17 protein-coding genes are annotated in these 23,756 nt (G+C 38.3%); 8 read left to right on the top strand and 9 right to left on the bottom strand.

Annotated features, from left to right (window positions below):
• Positions 1-60: 60 nt before the first annotated feature.
• Together I6E80_RS20445 and I6E80_RS08975 are read right to left on the bottom strand one after the other, a co-directional pair.
• Positions 61-204: a hypothetical protein gene (locus I6E80_RS20445; RefSeq protein WP_231616763.1), complete on the bottom strand. Its 144-nt coding sequence runs from the start codon at positions 202-204 to the stop codon at positions 61-63.
• 109 nt (positions 205-313) lie between these two features.
• Positions 314-1,837: a CYTH and CHAD domain-containing protein gene (locus I6E80_RS08975; RefSeq protein ID WP_007584831.1), complete on the bottom strand. Its 1,524-nt coding sequence runs from the start codon at positions 1,835-1,837 to the stop codon at positions 314-316.
• A gap of 213 nt (positions 1,838-2,050) precedes the next feature.
• Between I6E80_RS08975 and I6E80_RS08970 the strand changes: the two genes are divergently transcribed.
• Positions 2,051-2,656 carry a TIGR04211 family SH3 domain-containing protein gene (locus I6E80_RS08970; RefSeq protein ID WP_007584830.1) on the top strand — a complete coding sequence of 202 codons (606 nt, stop codon included), beginning with the start codon at positions 2,051-2,053 and terminating at the stop codon, positions 2,654-2,656.
• Between the two features lie 32 nt (positions 2,657-2,688).
• On the opposite strand, the gene I6E80_RS08965 is transcribed toward I6E80_RS08970, so the two are convergent.
• From I6E80_RS08965 to I6E80_RS08945, 5 genes are all read right to left on the bottom strand, one after another.
• Positions 2,689-3,750: a DUF21 domain-containing protein gene (locus I6E80_RS08965; protein WP_076925166.1), complete on the bottom strand. Its 1,062-nt coding sequence runs from the start codon at positions 3,748-3,750 to the stop codon at positions 2,689-2,691.
• A gap of 55 nt (positions 3,751-3,805) precedes the next feature.
• The gene (locus tag I6E80_RS08960) at positions 3,806-5,158 is read right to left on the bottom strand and encodes a magnesium transporter (RefSeq protein WP_170071999.1); all 1,353 of its coding nucleotides are present in this window, start codon (positions 5,156-5,158) and stop codon (positions 3,806-3,808) included.
• Positions 5,159-5,471: 313 nt separating this feature from the next.
• Positions 5,472-6,221 (bottom strand): serine/threonine protein kinase, encoded by a 750-nt coding sequence (locus I6E80_RS08955; protein ID WP_197185379.1) that lies wholly within the window; start codon positions 6,219-6,221, stop codon positions 5,472-5,474.
• A gap of 133 nt (positions 6,222-6,354) precedes the next feature.
• Positions 6,355-6,873: a MarR family winged helix-turn-helix transcriptional regulator gene (locus I6E80_RS08950; RefSeq protein ID WP_231616762.1), complete on the bottom strand. Its 519-nt coding sequence runs from the start codon at positions 6,871-6,873 to the stop codon at positions 6,355-6,357.
• A gap of 121 nt (positions 6,874-6,994) precedes the next feature.
• A complete protein-coding gene (locus tag I6E80_RS08945; protein WP_197185378.1) occupies positions 6,995-8,662 on the bottom strand; it encodes a methyl-accepting chemotaxis protein in 1,668 nt (555 codons plus the stop codon).
• 486 nt (positions 8,663-9,148) lie between these two features.
• On the opposite strand from I6E80_RS08945, the gene I6E80_RS08940 reads away from it, so the two are divergent.
• Genes I6E80_RS08940 through pelG form a run of 7 tightly spaced genes read left to right on the top strand, consistent with a single transcriptional unit; the run spans position 9,149 to position 20,805 of the window.
• Positions 9,149-11,857 (top strand): endo alpha-1,4 polygalactosaminidase, encoded by a 2,709-nt coding sequence (locus I6E80_RS08940; protein ID WP_197185377.1) that lies wholly within the window; start codon positions 9,149-9,151, stop codon positions 11,855-11,857.
• A complete protein-coding gene (locus I6E80_RS08935; RefSeq protein ID WP_197185376.1) occupies positions 11,857-15,138 on the top strand; it encodes a tetratricopeptide repeat protein in 3,282 nt (1,093 codons plus the stop codon). Before I6E80_RS08940 ends, I6E80_RS08935 begins: the two co-directional genes overlap by 1 nt.
• Positions 15,139-15,152: 14 nt before the next feature.
• Positions 15,153-15,668 carry a protein PelC gene (locus I6E80_RS08930; RefSeq protein ID WP_170071993.1) on the top strand — a complete coding sequence of 172 codons (516 nt, stop codon included), beginning with the start codon at positions 15,153-15,155 and terminating at the stop codon, positions 15,666-15,668.
• Complete coding sequence (locus I6E80_RS08925; RefSeq protein WP_197185375.1) at positions 15,665-16,963, top strand: PelD GGDEF domain-containing protein; 1,299 nt, start codon at positions 15,665-15,667, stop codon at positions 16,961-16,963. Before I6E80_RS08930 ends, I6E80_RS08925 begins: the two co-directional genes overlap by 4 nt.
• A complete protein-coding gene (locus tag I6E80_RS08920) occupies positions 16,960-17,943 on the top strand; it encodes a protein PelE (RefSeq protein ID WP_197185374.1) in 984 nt (327 codons plus the stop codon). The genes I6E80_RS08925 and I6E80_RS08920 overlap by 4 nt, the downstream gene beginning before the upstream one ends.
• Positions 17,936-19,453, top strand: a complete 1,518-nt coding sequence (pelF, locus tag I6E80_RS08915; RefSeq protein WP_197185373.1) for a GT4 family glycosyltransferase PelF — start codon at positions 17,936-17,938, stop codon at positions 19,451-19,453. The genes I6E80_RS08920 and pelF overlap by 8 nt, the downstream gene beginning before the upstream one ends.
• Positions 19,441-20,805: an exopolysaccharide Pel transporter PelG gene (pelG, locus tag I6E80_RS08910; RefSeq protein WP_076925178.1), complete on the top strand. Its 1,365-nt coding sequence runs from the start codon at positions 19,441-19,443 to the stop codon at positions 20,803-20,805. The genes pelF and pelG overlap by 13 nt, the downstream gene beginning before the upstream one ends.
• 488 nt (positions 20,806-21,293) lie before the next feature.
• Here the strand turns inward: pelG and I6E80_RS08905 are convergent, their stop codons facing one another.
• Both I6E80_RS08905 and I6E80_RS08900 read right to left on the bottom strand, forming a co-directional pair.
• Positions 21,294-22,295, bottom strand: a complete 1,002-nt coding sequence (locus I6E80_RS08905) for a D-Ala-D-Ala carboxypeptidase family metallohydrolase (protein WP_197185372.1) — start codon at positions 22,293-22,295, stop codon at positions 21,294-21,296.
• Between the two features lie 11 nt (positions 22,296-22,306).
• The gene (locus I6E80_RS08900) at positions 22,307-23,632 is read right to left on the bottom strand and encodes a L,D-transpeptidase family protein (protein WP_197185371.1); all 1,326 of its coding nucleotides are present in this window, start codon (positions 23,630-23,632) and stop codon (positions 22,307-22,309) included.
• Between the last annotated feature and the right edge of the window lie 124 nt (positions 23,633-23,756).

Genomic DNA, 23,756 nt, shown 5'->3' with positions numbered 1-23,756 from the left:
ACCGGCTTTGATTACAGGTAGTTTTGGAGTGTATTTTTATGTGTGAGCATATGATGTAAATTAATAAAGATGTTGTAAGTACTTTTTAGGCAGGCTTTGTTGCTTAGCCAAGTAGGGATTGATCCATGAGGCAAAGCTGGTTGGTATTTCGTTCATCTGCGCTTTTACTTCAAAAATATTATCACTGTGGCTTTGATAATACACACTTACGCCATTTTTGTTTTTATACAAATGCCATGTTGGCTCAGCGTAAGTGTTAAAAAATAACGGATAAGCACTTTTGTAACTGAATTTTATTACAAAAGCGCATCATTTATTTTTGCCAGTAAGGTTCTATGTCAAATGAAGCAAGGCGACTTTGCTCCATGGCACTCACCAAATATTCAGACTTTTGTTCAAGCCATGATTGGATTTTAGCAAGCTGTTCGTCTTCTTGCCCTGCACATAGCTGCTTTAAATATTCAAGCGTACTTAACTCATAAATACCATGAGAAATATCAAGCCAAGGCAATCTAAACTCTAGGCGTTCTTCTTTATCAAATAACGATCCTAAGCAGTTACCGCTCAGTAAACTATTTTCAAGTTGAGTGCGTAGGTTTAAATACGAAGCGACATCGAGTGTTTGTTCTTTAGGGAGTAATTCGTGCAGGTTTTTCCAGTCTTTATTAAAAAGCCTACTCGCAATGGACGACACGTTTTGCTCAGCCGCTTGAAGCTCTATTTGCCCCCAATCTTTACGCCACTGTTTATCAATTAACCACGTAGTTAACGACAGTAATAAACGATTATAACGCGCACTATGAAACAGTGCATTTATATCGTCAATGCTTGGCTGTAACTCTTTTAAATCACCAATGACTTGAGTAAGTGCTGGAGCAGCATTAATTTTTTTATAAAAAGCATGGCGTTTAGACGTGTACGTTTTTAATTGAATTGCGTTTTCTACCCACGCTAATTCACTTAATAACCATTTAAGCTCTGTACGTAAATGCTCTGTACTTTCTTTGGATACTATATCGTCATACAACCAAAAAGTATGGCGTATTAGGCTAATGCCATCAGTTACGCGTTTAAGCGTTTTTAAACTTGGCTTATCGAAATAGCATTGCTCGTGCTTTTGCACAAAGCGAATGCCAAAATTCATGGCTTCAACTAAAGCACGTTCTTGGGTAGTCGACTTTGGTAATTGAACAAAGCCAATAGATTTGCTTGGTGTTAAAGGTTTTTCATCAGCAAGGCGATAACCACGCGCAGCCTTAGAGTATAATCCTAAACGGATACAGTTTTGGCTAACCAGTACATCTGCAAACGCAAACAACTCATTACGACTGCCCTCAACAAGCTCAATTTCAAGCTCGCTAATAATTTCAATTTTACCCGAAGCCGCAATTTCACCTTTATCGAGTACAACTTCAATTTTAGCGCCACTTTCGGTTTCAATTAACCAAGTACGACGAATAAAGTTAGTACTAAATATTGGATACAAGTTTTTTGAAATGGCGCTTATTTGCATGCCATGAGGCCAAATATCAGCATCAAACGCCATTAAATTAGGGCGGCTTGATTCAATTGGTAAATTGTACTCTGGACGTTGGTGTAAACCACCTACAACTTCACCTGCAAGCTTTATAGTTTGCTCGCATTCGCTATCAGAACAACGCGTTCTAAAGCCTATATCAAGCGCTCTTAGCTCTCGACTTGGCGTGTCGTAGTATGCATTTTGTAAGCTGCGTGACGGTTTATTCTTCACCGTTTTTGCAAATTGAGTAATTAACGAGGGGATCAGTGGAATAACGGCATCTGATACCAAAAATTTCAGTTCTATCTCAGTATCCATTCGGTTTGCGGATTACCTTTAAAATAAATAAGTGCTCAAAATAAACAAAGCACACTAACAATGCAAATTTTTTAGTCTTATTTCTCTTGTCATATCAGGGGCGAGTTACAATATCAGTCTTGCTATTGAGCTATATAATCCATACTATCTAGCTACTTATGTGAAATAAAATCACGTTCATAATGGACGCAGTTAGATCAACAAGGTAGATAAATGCTAAAACATTGTTTATTAGGGCTACTTTTAACAGCCACCACATTTATGAGTTATGCAGAAGAAGCGAAGCCTGCAAATTCAACTAATGCAAACACCGCTTATATTATCGATAATTTATATACTTTTATGCGCTCTGGTGCGAGTAAGAATTATCGACTACTCGGCTCTGTAGATGCTGGAACAAAATTAACCTTGTTATCTGCTGAAGAAAACGGCTTTATAAAAATTAAAGATGATAAAGACCGTGAAGGTTGGATAGAAACTAAGTTTGTTACCAAAACGGCAGGCTTACACCAACAGTACAAAACACTAAGTAGCGAAATGAGCACTATGCAAGAAAACCTGCGCCAAGCTCAAATAGAACTTCCGCAGCTACAAGAGCAAAACCAAACTTTAACTGATCAAAACCTGCAGTTATCGGCCCAAATTACTAAGCTTAAAACAACGCTAGAACAAGAGCGCACTCAAAAAGAAGCAGCGAGTTCAAAAGAGAAACGCCAGCTACTTACTTACGGTGGTGCTATTGCGTTTTTAGGCCTGTTTTTAGGTATTATATTAACGATAGTGTTGTCGCGTCGTAAGCGCTACGAAGGTTGGGCATAACCCTCCTTTCTATTGAGTACAAAAAAGCCGCTTTATAGCGGCTTTTTATTCTCTGTATTTTCATGCAGTTCGAGTTTTGGTGCACTCATACCTTTGAGTAACCGACCAAATATATCAGCGCCGGTAATAATGCGCTTCACATCACTCCATACTAACACCACGTCGTGATCAATGGCCCCATCAAACGATTTATCTAAAGAATGACTAGCCCGTATTTTTAAAATAACTTCACTCAGGCGCATCGCTTCATCAGCTACAATAATAGGTCTATGACAATAATGATAAGGGTCGAACGACTCTGGTTCAAACAAGGCTGAACGTAAAAAGCCGTCAGCATCTACCACTAATAAAGGCCAACCGTCTTCATTGGTAATGATCACCCAGTTATAACCTGACTTATGTAGTTTTCGTAAAAACTCATTATCAGTCGTTAATGTAAGGTCTGGGAAAATAGGTAAATCAAGCTTAGTCGGCAAAGAAATAATAGAGTCTGGGTCAATTATCTCCCCTTCTTTGGTTACGCTTATTTCATCTAAACTAAAAAAGTTAAGTGCGCCAATTCCCTCAACGTGCTGAACATCAGCCTCTTCCGCTTCTATGTGTTTGCGAATAATACCTCTGAGCTCACTTTCAGCAAAGTACGTAATCCCTTCTTTACCTAGCCATGCATCGAGAATTAAAGCAGTTGGCTTAGCAACTATATAAAACAGAATTTGATAAAACTTAATGAGTGGTGAAAGTAGGCTCGCCATTTTAAGTGCATTACGCGAAAAATAAGCTTGCGGCGTAATTTCACCAATAATAGTAATCGCGATAGTTGAGAATAAAAACGAACTAGCGCCCATTAAAACAGAATCAGAAAGTAGCGTAAGCAGTACGTTTATACCTACGTTACCCCATAAAATAGTCGATAATAAAAAGTTAGAGTCGTTTCGAAGTGCCATCACTTTTATGGCAGCTTCGTTCCCTTTTGTGCTTTCCATTTCGAGCTGGAGTCTGCTTAGCGAAAAAAACGCTAAGTTTAAGCCCGAAAATATTGCCGATTGTGAAATACACAAAGCAATTGCACACCAAATCATGACTTCAAAGGTCATTGTATTTTCCTGTAAGTAATACCAATCCGCTTAATTAAGCGAATTGGTATAAGGCTTATAAAAGCAGTAAACTGCCTAAACCTAAAAAGGTAACAAACCCAACAATATCAGTAACAGTAGTTAAAATTACCGAGCCAGATAACGCAGGATCAATTTTCATTTTGTCTAAAATAGACGGAATAACAACACCTGCTAGTGACGCCGCGACTAAATTCAATAAAATGGCTACCGTTATTGTAATGCTGAGCATTAAATCGTTAAACCATAAGAATGTAAGCAGACCTATTACAAACGCCCATACCAAGCCATTTACAGCGCCAACACGTAGCTCTTTTTTTAGTAACGCATTACGGTTTGAGTCTGTAACCTGTCCAAGCGCTAAACCACGCACAATAACGGTTAATGTTTGACTACCTGCAATACCCCCCATAGAAGCAACAACTGGCATTAATACAGCTAGTGCTACAACCTGCTCTATAGTTGCGCCAAATAAACCGATGAACCAAGACGCTAAAAAGGCAGTAGCTAAGTTAATACCTAACCATATACCACGGTTTTTAGCACTTTTTCGAACACTTGCGAACAGGTCTTCGTCTTCACGTAAACCACCCGCTTTAGCGGCTGCTTCATCAGCAATTTCTTGGCGTAATTCATACGCTGAGGCAATGGTTAATCGCCCGAGTAATTTATTATCTGCGTTAACCACTGGCAATGCCATTTTTTCACTGTGGATCACCACTTCTGCTGCTTCATATAAATCATCATCAGCATGGAGCGATGAAAAGTCATGATTTGCCAATGTCATTAAGTTATCGGTGTCGCTGGCTTTTATTAAATCATTTACCGCAACCTCACCTATTAAGCTGCCCTTACGGCTTACTAAATAAATAACTTCACTGTATTGCGGTAAACCTTTATGTAGCAATTTTTTAGCGCCACCGGCGGTTAGCTTCTCTGATACTTTTAAAAAGTCAAAACCTAACCAGTGACCAAGTTGTTCTGGCGGGTATTGCTGCGCTAAATCATATTGTTTGGTTTGCGCTTCATCGAGTTGCCTTTTTGCATACTCAACAAATCGCTCTGGTATAACTTCTTCAAGTTCCAATAACTCTTCTACATTCACTTCATCAAGAAGCTTAAAAGCCTCAGTATCTTCTAGTGTTTGCAGTAACCACAGACAACTGTCTTCACTTAAATTAACAAAAATTTCGTGTTGCGTGTCTTCGTCAAGTAATTGCCAAATTTCAAGTCGCTGTTCTTTTGGTATCGCCTCAAAAAGTAATGACAGGTGCTCTGTAGAAAGCGTCAACTGCGCATCTGCTAATAATTTATTTTTACGTTCTGTTGTATCGCATTGCAATAAATCATTTATGAGTTGTGGAAGCTGGTCTACCGGATACTCAATCATCTTAAAACCTTAAATTTAAAAGCGTACATTACTCACAGTTTACTTGAACAATAAAAAATTGCAGAAAAAACGTGAACTTATTAAGCATGCGCATGCTATTTTTGCGCATTGTATGGGCAAACTAAATGCAGTACTAATATTTATTTTAAAAAATTAAAAAAACAGTAAAAGGAATTGTTTTTAAGAGATTAAACGACAAGTAAGCAAACCAAAGGGATTACTTATAATAAAAAAAATCCCATATTAGCCAGGCTAATATGGGCAAAATCACACAATGAATTAGGTGTTTTTAAATTACGGTTTGTGCTTTAAATTAAAGTCTATCGGTAATATTTCGTACTAAATCAGAATCTACAAATTGAGTGATAAGTGCAGCGCCCCACGCATAGCCACGCTGTATTGGGTAACCTTTAAAAATCCAGCGTTTACGCACGTGATTAAAGCGCTCTAAATAGTCTTGCTTTTTTTGAGGCAGAGGTTGCTCGCCCAATTTATTCCATGCTTTATATACACCTGACATGTCAGACCCTCGCATAAAGCGTTGCAACCAGCGCGGAAAACGTGAAAAGCTAATAGTGGACTGAAAATCAATAAAATAAGGTTTACCGTCTGCGCCACATAAAATGTTACCCATATTACGCAAGTCTAAATGCACGATGCCTTTACGATGCATTTTCGCTACTTGACGCTCAAGCTCACTAAAAAAGCTTACTGGTAGCTTTTTGTTTTCATGAATTAAAACGCGCAGTGGCGTGCCTTCAATATAGTTATAAGCTACGGCTATCGGCGATAATCTACAAAAGCGGTTAGCGACGGCATCAAGCTCAGCTAAACGGCTCAATCCTTTATACTCTTGATTTACAGATAGTCGTGCAAATGTTTTGCGGATAAACCACGGGCTTTGGCTAAAGTCTTTAACAATTAAATCAAATTCATTATCTTTATATTGATACACAATCGCGTTAGCAAAACGCCCCTTATGGACAACACTTAAGTGATGTTGCATAAAAGTATGTTCTGGATATTGCTGCTGTAATTGTACTAACAAATTATTTTCAATCATAACAAACCTAACAAGATGATAACTTTAATTGCCTAGGCAACTATATTATCAAAGTTAGATTCTACGCACAATCAGATCAACTAATTAGCACGCTAACTTTCTGTTGAAACAGTATCGCTATTTTATTGATAATCTATTTGTGTGGGGGAATTTCGGGTAATATATCTAGATTATTTATAGCTTTGAATAGTAAGTCGATTATTTGATTTTTTTCTGGCTCTGAAAAACCATTTAATGCTTGCGCATAGACTTCGTTCACTACAGGCATTATTTCTGGACAAAGAGCTTTACCCTTTTCACTTAAACACAAAATAGTTGAGCGCTTATCAAGCTCGCATTGCGTTTTAATAATGAGTCCTTTTTCTTCAAGTCGGTTTAGTAAACGGCTCATAGCACCACGATCATAAACCATATACTCGCAAAGTCCTGCAAGCGTATTAACCGACTCTCTCGCAAGTAGTACTACCACAATATATTGCGCTGAAGTTAAGTCCATAGGAAGTAACTTGGCATCAACATGAATGGCTAATCGCGAGCGTAAAAAAGACACTAGACGCCCCAAGTCTTGCTCTGGCGCTAACTCTTCGCGAGTACAACGTTTAATTGATGGCATGTTTTGCATGGTTATTCCACTGTATAGGTATATTTGCATGCTGATAGACCTTAACGCATACAAAAAATTCAATAATTTTTATAAAAACTAAGCAGCTAAAACTAAGCCACAAAAATAAAGCCGCAATCAGCGGCTTTATTTTATATAGTTTAAAATTTTGCTAAATTTTAAACTGGCCAACAAGCTGGCCCAAGTTTTCACCACGCGCCGCTAAATGCTGACCAACAGTAGACGTGGTTTTACTTGAAATAGTTAACTCATTAACTATTTCTTGAATGGCAAATACATTACGATTTATTTCTTCTGTAACACTACTTTGCTCCAGGGCTGCCGTTGCAATTTGCGTACTCATGTCGTTAATTGATCTAACTGAGGTTGTTACCGCACCTAAACTTTCTGAAATAGCACGAGACGATTCAACCGAGCGATTACAACTACTTTGGCTTGCTTGCATTGCAGCTACGGCATCTGATACTAAATTATGTAACTCACTTAACATCTCACTAATCTCTAGTGTGCTAACTTGAGTACGACTTGCTAGGCTTCTTACTTCATCGGCAACAACAGCAAATCCTCGGCCTTGCTCACCTGCTCGTGCAGCTTCTATCGCAGCATTTAGTGCAAGTAAGTTTGTTTGCTCGGCAATTCCACCAATTACGCTTAGTACACTATTAATCTTTTTAGATTGATCACTGAGTGAATCAACTTGTTCAGCGGCTAGGTTTATCTCGCCCATTAGATTGGACACCTCACTGAGCGAAATATCAACACACTCTTGAGCTTTAGCAACTTCTTGCGTTGCCGTTTGGGTTGACTCTGCCACTTGATTCGTATTTTGAGCCACCTCATGAGAAGTAGCTGACATTTCGGTAATAGCCGTCGCAACTAGGTCTGTTTCATGATTGTGATTAAGTAGCTTGTCTTCAATTAATCGTGTTTGTGTATTTATATCACTAGAGGCTGTTTTTACATCGTGTGTTACATCAACCACATTGGCAATTATACCGTGAAGCTTACTTACAAACATATTAAATGCTTCGCCAAGTTGGCCTATTTCATCGTTAGTATCAATATCTAAACGTTTGGTTAAATCGCCCTCACCCTTTGCAATGTCGTCAAGGCTTTGCGCCATGCGTTGTATTGGTTTTACCATTGTATTTGCAGCAACTAACGCACATATAATTGTTAACACAACCCAAAACAAAGCAATTAGCAACAAGGTCATTACCTTATCATTCATGTGCTCTTGCATTGCCGTTTGGTATTTAAGTAGTTCAGCGTCTATATCATCCATATATGCGCCAGTACCAATCATCCAGTTTGTTCCTGGGATCATTGCTGCGTAGCCCATCTTTTCAACTAAGCCTGTGGTATTTGGTTTTTGAAAATGATAGTTAAAAGCGCCGCCGCCATTTCGAGCCTGTTCTAGTAAACCCACTATGATTTTTTTACCGTTAGGGTCAGTCATTCCTATTTTATTTTGCCCTTCAATAGCATCACCTAATAATGCATGAAAAACACTAACGCCATTTGTGTCGTATATAAAAAAGTAACCGCCTTGACCAAACGTTAAGTCTCTTAAAGCGTTTTTAGCATCTTGCTCAGAGCCATTTGCTATTTGATAGCGCACAATTTTACTGGCAATTTCCACCTCGGTGCTTAGCAACGTTTGTTTGTCACTTATTAGTTTAGTTTGAAATGAATCAAAGTTTTGTTGCTGATTTTTATTCTCTAAATAATAAGAGCTCAGCATCAAGCTAATCAAAAGTAGCATTAAGGGCAATATAGCTAATAACAACAGTTTGTTTTTCAAGCTTAAATTACTCATTATTTCTCCGGGGTATATAAATGCATATATAGCGACAATAGCCAAAAATTAAATTACGGCTGTTTACATTGTTTTATTGGGTTTAAAAGCATAGTAAATAAAAAAATTGGTGGGAGTAAACTCATACCATGCTCAATTAGCTGATATTATAGTCACAAGGAAGGTATTTGGACACTAAAAACACTGAGACCTTCGTATTAATTAATATATAATTTGCCACTCTTTCATTAGAGATTTAAAGTTCTAGCAGCTGCATTGATCCAAACTTAATTTTATAGCGTACTAAGACGATTAGTCACCATCTATGTAATGAGTTAACCCATGACTCATGTTAGTATTGATTTTAGGTTCATATAAATAATGAATATATAGATATTAAACTTCCATTAACATATAATAACCCTATATTACTAATACCAAACAACTAGAAAAATCGGAACGCATCACTTTGAGTCACAGTTATAATCTAATAAAAATGAATTATTAATGAAATATATTTTATACCTTGCACTTTTAGTGTCTGCTCATGCATTTTCAGCTCCTGTAAATAATAGTATCGCTTTTTACTACTCAGCGCCGATGCCATTAGCCGAAATGACCTTTTATTCTCGCGTTGTAGTCCAGCCCGAATTAGTCACTGAGCACGAACTTAATTGGTTTAAACAGCGTAATATTGCTGTCTATGCTTATTTAAGTGTTGGTGAGTCGTTTATTGAAAGTAAGTCTTCACTCGCAGTTAACCCTAACTGGAATAGCCATATTGCCGATTTAGCATCAGCACATTGGCAACAACATATTAAAAGTAGCGCTGCGGCATTAAAAGCACGCGGCTTTAGCGGCTTATTTTTAGATACCTTAGATAGCTATCAGCTATTAGATGCTACACACAGTAAACCCGATCAACAAGCTGGGTTAGTCACCATAATAAGCTCACTATCTGAGACTTTTGATAAGCACCTTATCCTCAACCGGGGCTTTGAGCTATTGCCTAAACTAGCTAATTTAGCCAACGACTTAGTTGCTGAGGGTTTGTATAGCCACTTCAACCCTAACGACAATAGCTATACACTGACTAACAAAAACGACCAAAATTGGCTAAGCGCACAATTAAAAAAAGCACAAAGTTTAGGCCTCAACGTCCAAGTTATTGATTATGCAAAGCCCGGTAATCGCCTTACTATGGCACAAAATATTATAGACGCAGGTTTCAATCCGTGGGTAACCGACGGTCACTTGCAAACGTGGGGCACATCATCAATTACGCCGATCCCTAGGCGCATTTTAATCCCTTATAACAGTAACGTAAAGCCACTCATATACACTACCGTACACTTAAAGCTTGCGACCATGATTGAGTATTTGGGGTACATACCTGACTACATAGATATGGCAAAACGCGACTTACCTTTGGTTGACCCTAGCTTACATGCCGGTATTATTTCGTGGACCTCAAGCGATGCATTTTACACCCCAACACTTACCAATTGGCTTGAAGCTAATTTAGGTGTTGTGCCAGAACTTATTTTAGGCGAGTTACCACAGTCTACTAAATTACTATTTAGCATGGGTATTGAGTCGTTAAACACACTACCTGAAGGTCCATATAAACAAGATAGCTTTGCACCTTGGCTCAAAGGAGAATCCACAACACCTCCCCCTATCGTTAAACCATATTTACTAAAATTAGCAACTGAAGCGACTCCTTTAATTACAATAAAATCAGCTGATAACACGATAATTGTACAAGCGGCTAAAACTAAATATGGCGCAGTCGTGGTTGCTCCTTGGCTAATTGATACATTTCCGATGGAAGGCAGCAAATGGGTTATTGATCCACGTACACTACTAACTCAGGCTATGGAACTACCACCTATATTAGTGCCAGATACAACCACCGAAAGCGGCAGGCGAATGCTTACGCTGCATATAGATGGAGATGGATTTACAAGTGTTGCCCACTATGCGGGTAGGCCTTATTCAGCAGAAGTAATTCGAGATGAAATAATTAAACACTACAAACTACCGTTAACGTCCTCAGTGATCCAAGCTGACATTGAAGAAGGCGGTATTCACTCTAAACAAAGTGCCAAACTCGAAGACATTGCGCGTAGTATTTTTAAGCTGCCTTACGTAGAAGTTGCTTCACACACCTATAGCCACCCCTATTTTTGGACTGCTCTATCTGGGCGAAAAAAAATAGATGAAGACGACACTGATTACGGTTTTCATCTAGATGTACCTGGCTACAACACCATCAGCCTTAAAAAAGAAATTACAGATTCGATAAAATATATTGATGAAAAACTCACACCTAAAAATAAAAAAACAGTGATGATGTTATGGTCAGGCGATGCAACACCTGGTCCTAAAGCGCTTGAACTTGCTCGTGACGCAGGTGTGTTAAATGTCAACGGTGGCAACACTGATGTAAATTCCGATAACCCTAGCCTTACACATATATCACCTATTGGCCGCCCTGAAAGAGATTTGCTGTATCAAATTTATGCCCCCATATTAAATGAAAATGTTTACACTAACTTATGGCATGGCCCTTATTATGGCTTTAGACGCTTAACTGAAACTTTCGAAATTACAGAAAAGCCATATAGGTTAAAACCTTACACTATTTATTATCACTTTTATTCAGGTGAAGTTCTTGCGGGACTAGACGCTCTTAAACACAACATAGATTATGTTTTAGCAAGACCAAATACACCAGTGCATTTAAGCCATTATGCAAAAGTAGCAAAGGATTTTTACTTTTCTGCACTTGCAAAAAACAGTAATAATGAATGGTTATTTAGCTCAAAGTACATTCATACTTTGCGAATACCTACCGATTTTGATGTGCCAAACATAGCTCAAAGTGAAGGTGTATCTGGTGTAACTGAAAAAGGTGACTACATACATATTATAAATAACATAGCTCGCCTTAGCTTTGATCATAACCAAAATAGTAAAAAACCTTATTTAGCGTCTGCAAATGTTGTTATTAATAGCTGGCAAGTTAACGGGCCTGTTAGTTTTAAAGCATGGGTACCTGCTTCGCTTGATTTAATGAATGCACGCTCTTGTGAGTTTGTATCTGGTTTGGGTGAGCGCTTTAAAGGTATTAACCGAGGTAAATTAACACATTTCAAAATACCTGCAGGTGATTTTTATGGTTACCTTAACTGCGACGGAGCCGCACTATAATGAATACTACAAAGCGCCCTCAGTTAATTTCAGTAAAAACAATATTAGCGATATTAGCCGTAAGTTGTTTTGCACTTTATGCATTATTTCCACATACCTTATTTTTTGAAGATGATGCACTTTCACAAGACTATACCTTTGAGAAGTCTTACCTTAATGCAGCGCTCAATACAGAGCCCGACAACGAAAAGCTACGCGCAAAATTAGTTGAGCTACATATAGGGCTTAGTGAGTATTCACAAGCTACTAACGAGCTTGAAAAGCTACCTAGAGGTGAGCGCAAAGCAACACTTGAAATAAAGCTGCTCTACTCATTATGGCTAGCAAGCGGTGCTAAAGTTGACGACCGCTTTGAAGAGCTATCTTTAAAAATTGGTGCTCATAAAAACTGGAACGAACAAATATTAACTATTGCAAAAGCAGTTGGGTTAAATGCAAAAGTTGCTCAGTACTATCAAAAAAATAAACAGCCTCTCCTTGCAGCCGATTACTGGTTAAGCGCAGGCGAACCAGACAAAGCATTCGCTATTTATAAAACAAATATAAATGCTGATATTGCAGCTAAAGCGATTGAAACTGCACTTGGTGCAAATCACCCGGCACAAGCTTATGCATGGTGGAAAACCTATGGCGACCAAGCCAATATTAAACGCACACTTTATTTGGCTAACTTAGCAGGCAATACGGAAGATGCAGCTCAAGCCATTGAAAGTTTATTAAAAGCTGAGCCAAATAACACCAAGTACTTAACACAAGCGATGCACCTGCGTTTAGCAAATGCAAATGCAAAAGGGGCAGAGCAATTACTCGCAAAGTTATTACTACAGAGCCCAGGTGACAAAGAGCTACATTTATTAAATTGGAAGATAAAGCGCTGGCAAAACAAGCCTAAAGAAGCTCTTCGAGAATTTAAATGGCTAATGTCTAACAAAGCAGTAACTCCTGCGATGCTTACCGACAGTATTAACGATGCCACCGCTTTATATTTATACCAAGATGCTAATGATATATACGAATACAAGGCGCAAAACAGAAGTCTGAAAGGCAATGGTTTTGCTAATTGGATGCAAGCTAACGAATTTATTGGTAACACAAAGCAAGAGTTAAATAATATTGAACGCTTTGAGCAAATAAATGGTAAAAGTGCATTATCACAATATTGGAAAGCAAAAGTACTTCACGATACTGGTAATTTAAAAGCATTAAGAGCTTTGTGGCCTACATATAAAGGGCCTAAAAATGAAGAAGATTTACTTTGGATTGCTCGCGCATTTTGGCTAGATGATGACTTTTCTACAGCTCTGCAAGTACTAAAAAACAAACATGAAAGTTCTGACGATGAGTTTTGGAGCGCCAATGTTGACATGGCAATGCGAGTTAAGGACAAAGCTCATGAGCTATATGCATTAGAGAAGTTACAAAAAATAAGTCCTTTGAGCGTAGGCGACATGCTGCACTACCAACAACTGCGCTTTGAAGGTCGGCCTCAGGAGCTTCTTGATTATTTATGGAAAAGTGAGTCGCAAACTGACCGTCAATTGATTCAAATTGCATTATTAAGCACACAAGTAAATGATGCTAAATCAGTTGCACGCATTCATGCTGAACTTGATAAGCAGCGCTACAATAAAGCTCTCTACCCTGCTTGGTTAATTCTTTCAAATTGGTATCAAAACCAAAGTGATTTAAATTCAGCTTATACAACTTTAAACCGCGCCGCTAAATTAAGTGAATATGACTCTGATGTTGTGCTGGCACAAGGTTGGTTAGCGCTGCAAATGCACGACACCGTGATGATCAGCCGCATTTTAGCTCACTATTCTCAAAGCGACCCTTCCTATGCGTGGACCCAGCTATTAGCAAGCTTATCTATTCACGAAAAGTCATATAACAGTGCTTACTTTTATTTGCGTAAATTAGCCATTGCAGATCCAAGCGATTTAACAACACTGGTTAACTTAGCCGATGTAATGAAGCAACTTGGTTATTATGCAAATGCTGCTGAACTTAATCACTATTTACTGCAACACTTACCTAAAGATAAATATGCATACAGAGGCTTAATGTTCCGCTGGGCGGGCGCGATGGCTGTTCCTCATTTAATGCAATTAAACACAATGGAAGAACTTGCCCCCGACACTATTGGTGAGCCCCAAACAAACTGGTGGTTAGCGCGCAGGGCTGCACAAAAATTAGAGCCATGGCAAAAACTACAACTTTATATGACCAACGGCGAATTTAATAAAGCGAAACAACTATTAGCAGAAGGCTCACTAAGCAAATTAGATGAACTAAACGCCCTACTCTATCTAAAGCAGCCATACGCAACAATGCAGCGTTGGTATGAAGAACTGACTGGTGAGCTTGACGAATCACAATTGAGCTTACTTAGAAATGCACGTGCATCCTACTTTAGGGCGCTTGAAATTAACCTATCGCCAGAGGCTGGTTTAAACAGTAGCCAGTACGATGTAAACGTTTATTTTCCTTATGCTAATGGGCAATGGAAATTAAGTTTAAGTAATCAGCAAAATCTTGATAACAACGGATTACTGTTTGCGATAGAAGATAAAATGACATTTGGTCGTTGGTATTTTGATGCAAAAATAGATTCTCACCAAGGCAGCTTAGTTAGCCGCCAAGGTCTTAGCTTAGACTCTCGTTATCAATGGGATTCACGTACACAGATAGGTTTAAAGCTTGAATATAATGTTGAAAACCGCCAATCAGAAGCGCTACTTAGTTATGCTCAACTAGATAAAGCCACGGCTTATGTTAACTACAACATTGATGGTAGACAAAACGTACAACTATCAGCAGCAGCGATGTCTTTTTCTCGAAGAGACGATGGCAGCTCACTCATTAATGGCCAAGAATATAATGCACGTTACCAGTACAGCATTTTAAAAGATCGCCCAATTTGGAACGCTTATTTTAGTGCACAATGGCAAGACTTTGAACGTGTAAATGCATTAATAAATACAGACACAAGACCTCTGAGAGTTGACCTTCAACCATTTAGGCGCTTTGCACTAGGTACCTCATTTGCCTCAACGGGTTCGTTAGAGCCGCCTTATTTAGGCGCAAACCCTTCATGGCTATTCGATATAAGTACTGGCTATCAAACACTTAACGATACAGTAGATGTATCTGTTTCGAGTGGCGCAGGTTGGTCTGTACTAGGCGATGATTTATTTAAATTACAGCTGGGTTACCAAAGTAGTAATAAAGTGGGTAACTCAGATACACAATTACAATTAGGTTATTACGTACATTTTTAATGTTAGGAGAGAGTATGTTTCGTTTAATTATACCGTGTTTGGTATTACTATTATCAGCATGTACCACCAGCAGAGTTGCTGATGATGTAGAGCTTAGCCCTTTAAAAACAGTGGCATTAATGCCACTTGTTAATCATGCTCAAACACCGCTTGCAGGTGAGCGTGCTGAAGATATTTTAGCCAGTATTTGGCAACAAAATAAATTACCCACTCTTATACGCGCACCTCGCGTTAACACCAAAGAGCTTCCACCACTGGACGATCAATACCGCTTAGACAATGCTATGCAGTGGTTAAACACTCAACAAGCTGACTATGTATTAACAGGCAGTATTGAAGAGTGGCGCTACAAAGCTGGCCTTGATGGCGAACCCGTTGTTGCACTTACATTATCACTCACTGTAAATGGACAAACAACACCGATTTGGACCGGTACTATTGCTAAAAGTGGTTGGGGCCGCGATAGCATTGCAGCAACAGCACAAGATGTGATTGCCGATTTAATTTCTTATATAGAGGTTAGTGAGTGAAAACACATTTCCTTAGACCAAGAGACGTTCCTGAGCTACAAATATGGGCTGAGGTATTTATATTTACCGCGCTTGCTTTAGGGCTGCCTGTATTATTTAACGCAGAGGACCCATTTTGGACTGAGGGAGGGTTTTCGTGGCCTGTACTTGGCCCACTTTTAGTTTCTCTACGTTATGGCTTTTCAAAAGGCTTTATTAGTATTTTATGTTTGCTTGTTGGCCAACTTTTTTTACTTCAAGCAAATATTTTATCACCACAAAGCGACTTCAATATTAACGCCATGATTGGCTACATTATTGTAATTATGATCACAGGTGAATTTAGGGATGTGTGGGAGCGCACTAATCAACAACAAAGTATTCAGCTTGAGTACGTAACCGACCGCCTTGAAACATTTACTCGTCAGTATCACTTAATTAATTCATCTCACGATAGAATAGAGCAAATGTTAGCTGGCCATACGTTAAGTTTGCGTGAATCGCTACAAGCAGTAAGAACCTCTATCGGGCTATTAAAAGAAAGAAGACTTGATAGCGCAGCGCAAAAAATAATCGACCTGTTCGTTGAATATGGTTTATTAGAAAGAGCGGGTTTATATAAAGTTGAAAATGACACTGTTTTAGAGCCATCACTTGCCTCTATTGGCAAAATGAGTCAAATAGCTGAAAACGATCCTCTTATATTAGCGATGATTGAAGAAAAAGAATTAGTATCAGTAAAAGACGCAAAAATGGCATCAGGTATAAGTAAATACCATATGGCAATCCCACTTATCGACGTAAACAATACTATTTACGGCGCTATTTTGGTTGAAAGAATACAATTTTTTGCGCTTAAAAATACAACTCTAACATTACTTGCTGTAATGGCTGGGCATATAGGCGACCTACTGCGCCATGAAATAACAAACCCAGTAATGACGTATGAAGAGTCTCCATACTTTATTCGCCAAGTTAAGCGCGCAAATAAAGAAGCAAAACGATACAACATTCCATCGCAACTACTAAAAATCAAAGCCAACAATATTACTGATAAATCGACTCAACTTATGAGTTATTTAAGTGAAGCCCGTCGTGGTTTAGACATTTATTTATATGATGATAAAAATCAGATATTACTGCTATTGATGCCATTAGCTGATGAACTTGAAAAAGCAGGTTTTATCGCCCGAATGAACACTTGGTGTAAAGAGCGCACTGGTAGCACTTTAGCTGAGCTCGATATTGTTATTGAGCAGCAACTTGCACTACCTATAAGCTCAGATGACATAAAGAGATTGGTTTCACTTTCATGATTATAATTATTGTAGCGGCTATATTAGGGTGTATTTGTCAGTACTTTGCACTAATAGAAGTACTGGAAACACCTAATTGGTTTTTAGCTATACTACTGCATGCTATTGCTAGCATCTTTTTTGCTATTGTTAGTTATGTTTTTATACCTAAAAAATACAAAACGACTCCTTATAGCTCTTTGCTACTCATGCTTTTATTATTGTTTACATTACCTGTACTTGGAATTATAGGTGTTGTATTAGCACTTACATTTGCTCTTTGTAAACCTCTCAAGAATGACGAGATAGAAATAGAGGAGCATAAAATACCTGAGCTTCCTTTTGAAGCCAGAGCAATATCAGCAAATCCAACCTATTCAATTGGCGGACTTAAAGCAATTTTGAAGCACGCTAATGAGCCAAACAAGCGTTTAAGTGCTGTAATGGCGGCTCGTCACATGAGTGACTCACAAGCTATTCCTATTTTAAAGCTAGCACTTAAAGATTTAGAAGATGATATTCGACTACTCGCCTACTCAACCCTTGATGGTAAAGAAACCAAACTTAACGAAAAAATCAGTTTGTATCAGCAAGAAATAGCAGTTACAACTAAGCAGCCAAAATTGAGTCATTTACAAAAACAGCTAGCCGAACTTTATTGGGAACTGAGCTATTTAGGCTTAGCCCAAGGCGCACTGCGTAAATACGTTTTAGAAAAAGCAGAAGCACTTGCATTGCAAAGTATTGAGCACGTAAAAACACCCGCAACTTTTATATTTTTAGGGCGTATATCTTTAGCCTTAGACAAATACGAAATAGCCCATGAGTATCTACTTAAAGCAACTGAGTTTGGTATGGCAAGGCGCCATGTGTTGCCTTATAAAGCCGAAGTTGCCTTTTGTATGAACAAGTTTGACGACTGTAAACGCTACTTAAAAGAACTCCCAGAACAACCTAAGGGCAGTGAATTACGTCATTTGCAGGAGTATTGGCATGAGTAATAAAAATGCAGACATTTTACTGCTTTTAGAAGGCACTTACCCTTATGTACGTGGTGGCGTATCTAGCTGGGTTCATCAAATAATTGAAGGGTTACCTCATTATAACTTTGAGCTTGTTTTTATAGGTGGAGCACCAGAGCATTATGGCGAGATTCAATATACTTTGCCTAAAAATGTTACCAAGCTGCATGTACATTATTTAGTGGAAAATGACACTTCTGAAATAAAAGCCAAGCATGGCGTTAAATATAAAAAAGAACTCTTTGATTTTTGGCAGCAGCTACAAAATTATTTTAGAGATTGTGATGAGCCCATCCCAACTGATTTATTAAAGTTTGCATTTGAGACTTTGGCTAAAAAAGACGGTATTAACGAAGCCGACTTTTTATATAGTGAATCATCGTGGCAAGTACTCACCAATTACTATTCAACTTTTTGTGATGAATCCTCTTTTATTGACTTTTTTTGGTCATACCGCAATTTATATAAACCGCTATTTAAAATAGCCGAAATTGCACGCGGACTTCCAAAAGTTAAACTTATTCACTCAATATCTACCGGGTATGCTGGTATTTTAGGATCTGGTGCCAGTGTAATAAGCGATACTCCCTTTTTGTTGACCGAGCATGGTATTTACACCAAAGAGAGAAAAATAGATCTTATTCAAGCCAGTTGGATCAAAGAGTCTGAGCAAAGCCTAGGTAAAAACTTAAATACCGAAATGGGCTTTATTCGCCGTATGTGGATCAGCTTTTTTGAGCAAATCGGCCGAACAACATACCAAGAAGCAGATAAGGTTATTTCGCTATACGACGGTAACAGGCAGCGCCAAATAAAGGATGGTGCAGCGCCTGAAAAAGCATTTGTTGTACCTAATGGAATTAAAACAGTGCGCTTTATTGAAGCGCTTAAGCAGCGTCCAAAACAGATACCACCAGTTGTTGGATTAATTGGACGTGTAGTGCCTATAAAAGATATTAAAACCTTTATACGTGCGATTAAAGAAGCGCAATCGATGCTGCCTGAAGTAGAAGGCTGGATCATCGGCCCTTATGAAGAAGATCCGCAATATTACAAAGAGTGTGAACTACTTGTAGGCAGTCTTGATTTACAAAGCAGTGTAAAGTTTTTAGGTATGCAAGATATTACCAAAATTTTGCCTAAGCTCGGAATTGTAGCTTTAACCTCGATTTCCGAAGCGCAGCCTTTAGTACTTTTAGAAGCAATGGCGGCCGGTGTGCCTGTACTTGCTAGCGATGTTGGCTCGTGCCGCGAAATAATCGAAGGCGGAACCGATGAAGATAAAGCATTAGGTAAAGCCGGTGAAGTTGTCTCAATTGCTTCACCTAGCGAAACAGCACAACAAATATCAAACATGCTAACAAATGAGCAAGTTTGGCTTGAGTATCAAAAAAGTGGTTTAGACCGCGTACAAAAATTTTATGACGAGAGCCACATGTTTGCCCGTTACGATAAACTTTATAAGGATACAATGGCATGGCCGGAATAGGTTTTGAGATACGAAAAATTCTCAAAAAAAATACCCTGCTCTCAGTTTTTGAAGCATACGGCTACGCGGGCTTAATAGGCTCAGGTCCTTGGCTGCTCTCTATTGTAGCGTTAATGCTAATTGGTATTTTAAGTTTAGGCGTTGTATTACCCAAAGTACTTATTATTCAGTTTTTAACGCTTGTTACCTACATGATGGCAGCTTCACTTATTTTAACGGGTGGCTTGCAGTTATTATTAACTCGATTTATTGCAGATTTGTTTTTTCAAAAAGAAGAGGCAAAAGTACTCCCTAATTTACTTGGTGCGCAACTTATAACAACAATAGCCGCATTATTGGTGGGCTTGGCTGTATGGCCTATGCTCCCTATACCCGTTGTTACTAAGATTATAATTTTAGGTGCCTTTGTAAGCTTATGTAATCAGTGGCTTGGCGCTATTTTTCTATCGGGTATGAAAGAATACCGGTTGATTTTGATTACCATGCTAAGTGGTTATGCCTTTATGGTACTGCTTGCATATTTATTAAGAGACTGGCAGTTAGACGGCTTGTTTTTTGCATTTTTCGCTGGCGAAGCACTGCTCTTTTTTAGCTTTTTATTTATGATTATTCGCCGCTACCCGGGTGAAAAACTTATAAGCTTTGACTTTTTAAGCAATAAAAAAGTGTATTACAGCCTGTTCTTTTGTGGTCTGTTCTACAATATTGGCGTGTGGGCTGATAAAATCATTTTTTGGTATTCTCCAAGCACATCAATCCAAATTATTGGCACGTTAAGAGCCAGCCCAATTTATGACTTACCTATATTTTTGGCCTATTTATCTATTATTCCTGGTATGGCAGTATTTTTAGTAAAAATGGAAACCGACTTTGTAGAAGAGTACGACCGTTTTTACACCGCTATTCGTGGTGGCTCATCTCTTGAAGAGATCTACATATTAAAAGACAGTATGATCCAAACTGCGCGTGCTGGTTTATACGATATATTTAAAATTCAGGGTATTACCGTTGCCTGCTTATTATTATGGGGTGAGCAAATACTTACCTTTATTGGTATTGATCCAAACTACAAAACGCTGTTATTTATTGATGTAGTTGGTGTAGGTGTACAAGTTATATTTTTGTCTATTTTGAATATTTTGTTTTATTTAGATAAACGCTCAACAGTCCTATTTTTAGCTGGACTATTTTTGGTAATAAATGTGGTTTTAACTTTGCTATCAATAGCTTTTGGGCCGCAGTTCTATGGATATGGCTTTGCATTAGCAACCATTATTACCTCGGTAGTAGGGTTGTTCTGGCTTTCAAAGCAATTTGAAGATTTAGAGTATGAAACGTTTATGCTGCAATAGACTATTTAAAACTCAATAGAAAACACATTATTTACCAAAAGGTACACGCGTAGAGCTCTTTTATGACTAACGGAGAATAATATGGAAGTAGACTATTTAAATTATTCACTGCAAGAGCTACATGAAGCTTGGATGACAATTGATGATTACACGTACCCAGAGCGTGCGATCAGGGTGATCAGCTTTTGAAAAATGCTGAGGCTAAAGCGACAGAAGATAATTCTTCCAATGCATCTTCTACGTGGGTCGCGTCCGTGCTACGTAATTTCAGTAGGCCTAGGCTATATGACCCAAGCTTTAGCGATATATTACTGGAAGAAAGTAGTGCAACAATGAAAGAGCAACGTGTGATAAAACTCATCGCAAAAAGAGAAAGTATTGACCACTAGCAAGTGCTCAATACTTTTAAATAAAGTGAAGCTCAACACTATCCATTAGTCTGCACTTGCATAATCCCTGTGTAACTAAAAATAGTTAAGCTGATGTAACTACTTACTCACCCAACGCGCTTTAAAACCTCTCGTATCAACATGTATAAATGCGCCCCTGTGCGACTTAGGCCCATAAATACCTAAACCACCTAACAAACCTTTAAATGATTCACGTCTAGCTAACGACTCCACTATATCAGCCATAGCTTTAGCGTCACCAATTGAATAGTTACCGTCATTATTTATGTCATCCATGCGGTAGTTGCCATCGTTATCTATAAATATATCGGCAGCATCACCAAATACGTGTCGGCTAAGTTTTACATTGCCAATTGATTTATTGTAGTACGGAGTTCGGTAACCGCTCATAACCACCATATTACTGACAGGTATGTTTTCTAAAATGAGCTCTTTGCGTATTTTTTCTAGTTTAAGTAGCAACTTGTTTTGTAAAAATAAATACTTTGGGTGCTTACTTCGCTGCTTACTAACAAACTCTTTTAGTGAAAAGTGAGGTGAAATTTTTACGTTTTCATTTTCAGGCGTTACCTCAACAAAGCCATCAGGCACTATGTAATGTGCAGTGTCTTTAATCTGTGAAGGCTTAGGGTAGTGGCCAATGTGATAATACTTGAGCTTTCCTCCTTCAACGTGGTCTGCGGGTACTTTTACAAAAACGTTAATTTTCATACGCTGTTTTTTATCGGGCGACTCAATAATTACCGTTGTTAAACCAGGCTCTTTGGGTGCTTGCCATTGCCAGCGGTTAGTGTCTGTAAGCTCGGACTTTCCTTGAGTATTAATTAAATTGTAGGCTTTTTTTGATTGCGCAAAAAGCACTTCAAACTCAACCTGCTCTTGGGGCATTACAAATACCGAAAACACTGAGTATGGCATAACTATATCGTTAATTTTCAAGCTAAATTCTGCATCTTCAAAGTTAGCTTTATTTTTTATATCAACCACCTGATGCGCAGCTTTTGTAGACGCTGCAGCAAATACATTATTGCTAAATATAAGTGTGAATACGGCGATAGAAATATAATGAATAAATTGCATAAACCCTCTCATTATTTATTTTTTAACAAAGCGGCAATCACCGATTGTTCATCATTTTTTAATAATGCTTTATTATCGCGTTGATAAATGTCATCTCTAAAGTTAACCAGCTTATTTTCATCAACCCATGCAGTCCAATAAACTAAATGAATAGGAAGAGGCTCATCTAAATGAAACGTTTGAGTACTGTTTTGAGTACGTGCGTTGTCTATATGATTGAGTGTTTGTGCCTCTCCTTCGTGCTTAATAATTTCACGCGCTAACGAAAATGGTTGCTCTATTCTTATACAGCCATGCGATAAAGCACGATTTGATTGGCTAAAGCGCTGCTTTGCTGGTGTATCGTGAACGTAAATTGCTTCGGCGTTAGGAAATAAATACTTAACCTCTCCTAGGGGGTTTTCTTCACCAGCACGTTTAACTAAAAAGTGATCAAATTGATATGGCTTAATAGAATCCCAATCAATATTGCTAGGATTAACAGTTTGTGAGTCTAGGTAGCTGTTTTTTCTAATTTCAATATTATTTTTTACAAGGTAGTCAGGATCCTCGGCTACCTTTGGAGCAATTTCTTTAGTAGCGATTGAGGTGGGTATACGCCATTCAGGGTTAACTACAAACTTTTCTATTTCGTCGCTAAATGCAGGCGTTTCCCAACTTGGTTTACCTACAATTACGTTATTTTTTAATTTTACATCACCCGCTTTTACAAACCGTAAGCTGTATTCAGGAATATTTACATAGACATATTGCTCGTCACTTGCGCCTGCAAAGTTAGTTATTCTATAAAAGTTAAGTTTTAATTTATCGAGTTTTTGCTTTGCGGGCACATTAAGTGAAGCAAAAGTGCGCTTACCCACTCGGCCATCCACTGTTAAACCATGGCGGCTTTGAAATTGCTTAACGGCTTGTTCTATATCTTTATCAAACGTACATATAGACTCGTCACACACATTATTTTTTAAGTCACGCTCTTGGTATAAACGCTGTGCAAGTAAGTTTACCTCTTTATTATTGCTGCCTAGTTCAAGCAATTCATCGTTATATAAGTGAGTAAAGCCTCCTTTATTAACAATTTCTTGATACCAATTAATGGCCTTTTCTGTACGTTCAATTAACTGCGCTGAATATTGATCAAAGTAGTAGCTGTCATCAACTTGCATGTACTTTTGTGAGTTGTAAGTAGTTAGTGAAGAGTTAGCGAGCACTACACTCTCAAGCTCATTAGCAGCGAGAGCAGGTGCTGAGCATAAGCCGCTCATGCTAATAAACAATGCAGTTTTTAAAGTAAAACGCTTTGCTTTAGTAAACGCTTGATTTGAAAATGACCCCTTCACTGTGTACCTCCTCGCTAAGTATCGTTGATAAATGCTTTTGTACTTACCACTAAGTAGTACACTGGAGGTGCAACGGTAATGCCAAATTAAATTTCAACAGTAAACGTTTGAAATTTAATGACTT

The sequence above is a fragment of the Pseudoalteromonas sp. NSLLW218 genome (genome assembly GCF_015864775.1).
Lineage (GTDB): Bacteria > Pseudomonadota > Gammaproteobacteria > Enterobacterales > Alteromonadaceae > Pseudoalteromonas.
Note: the sequence above shows the minus strand (reverse complement) of the source record. Positions and strands in the feature narration are given on the sequence as shown.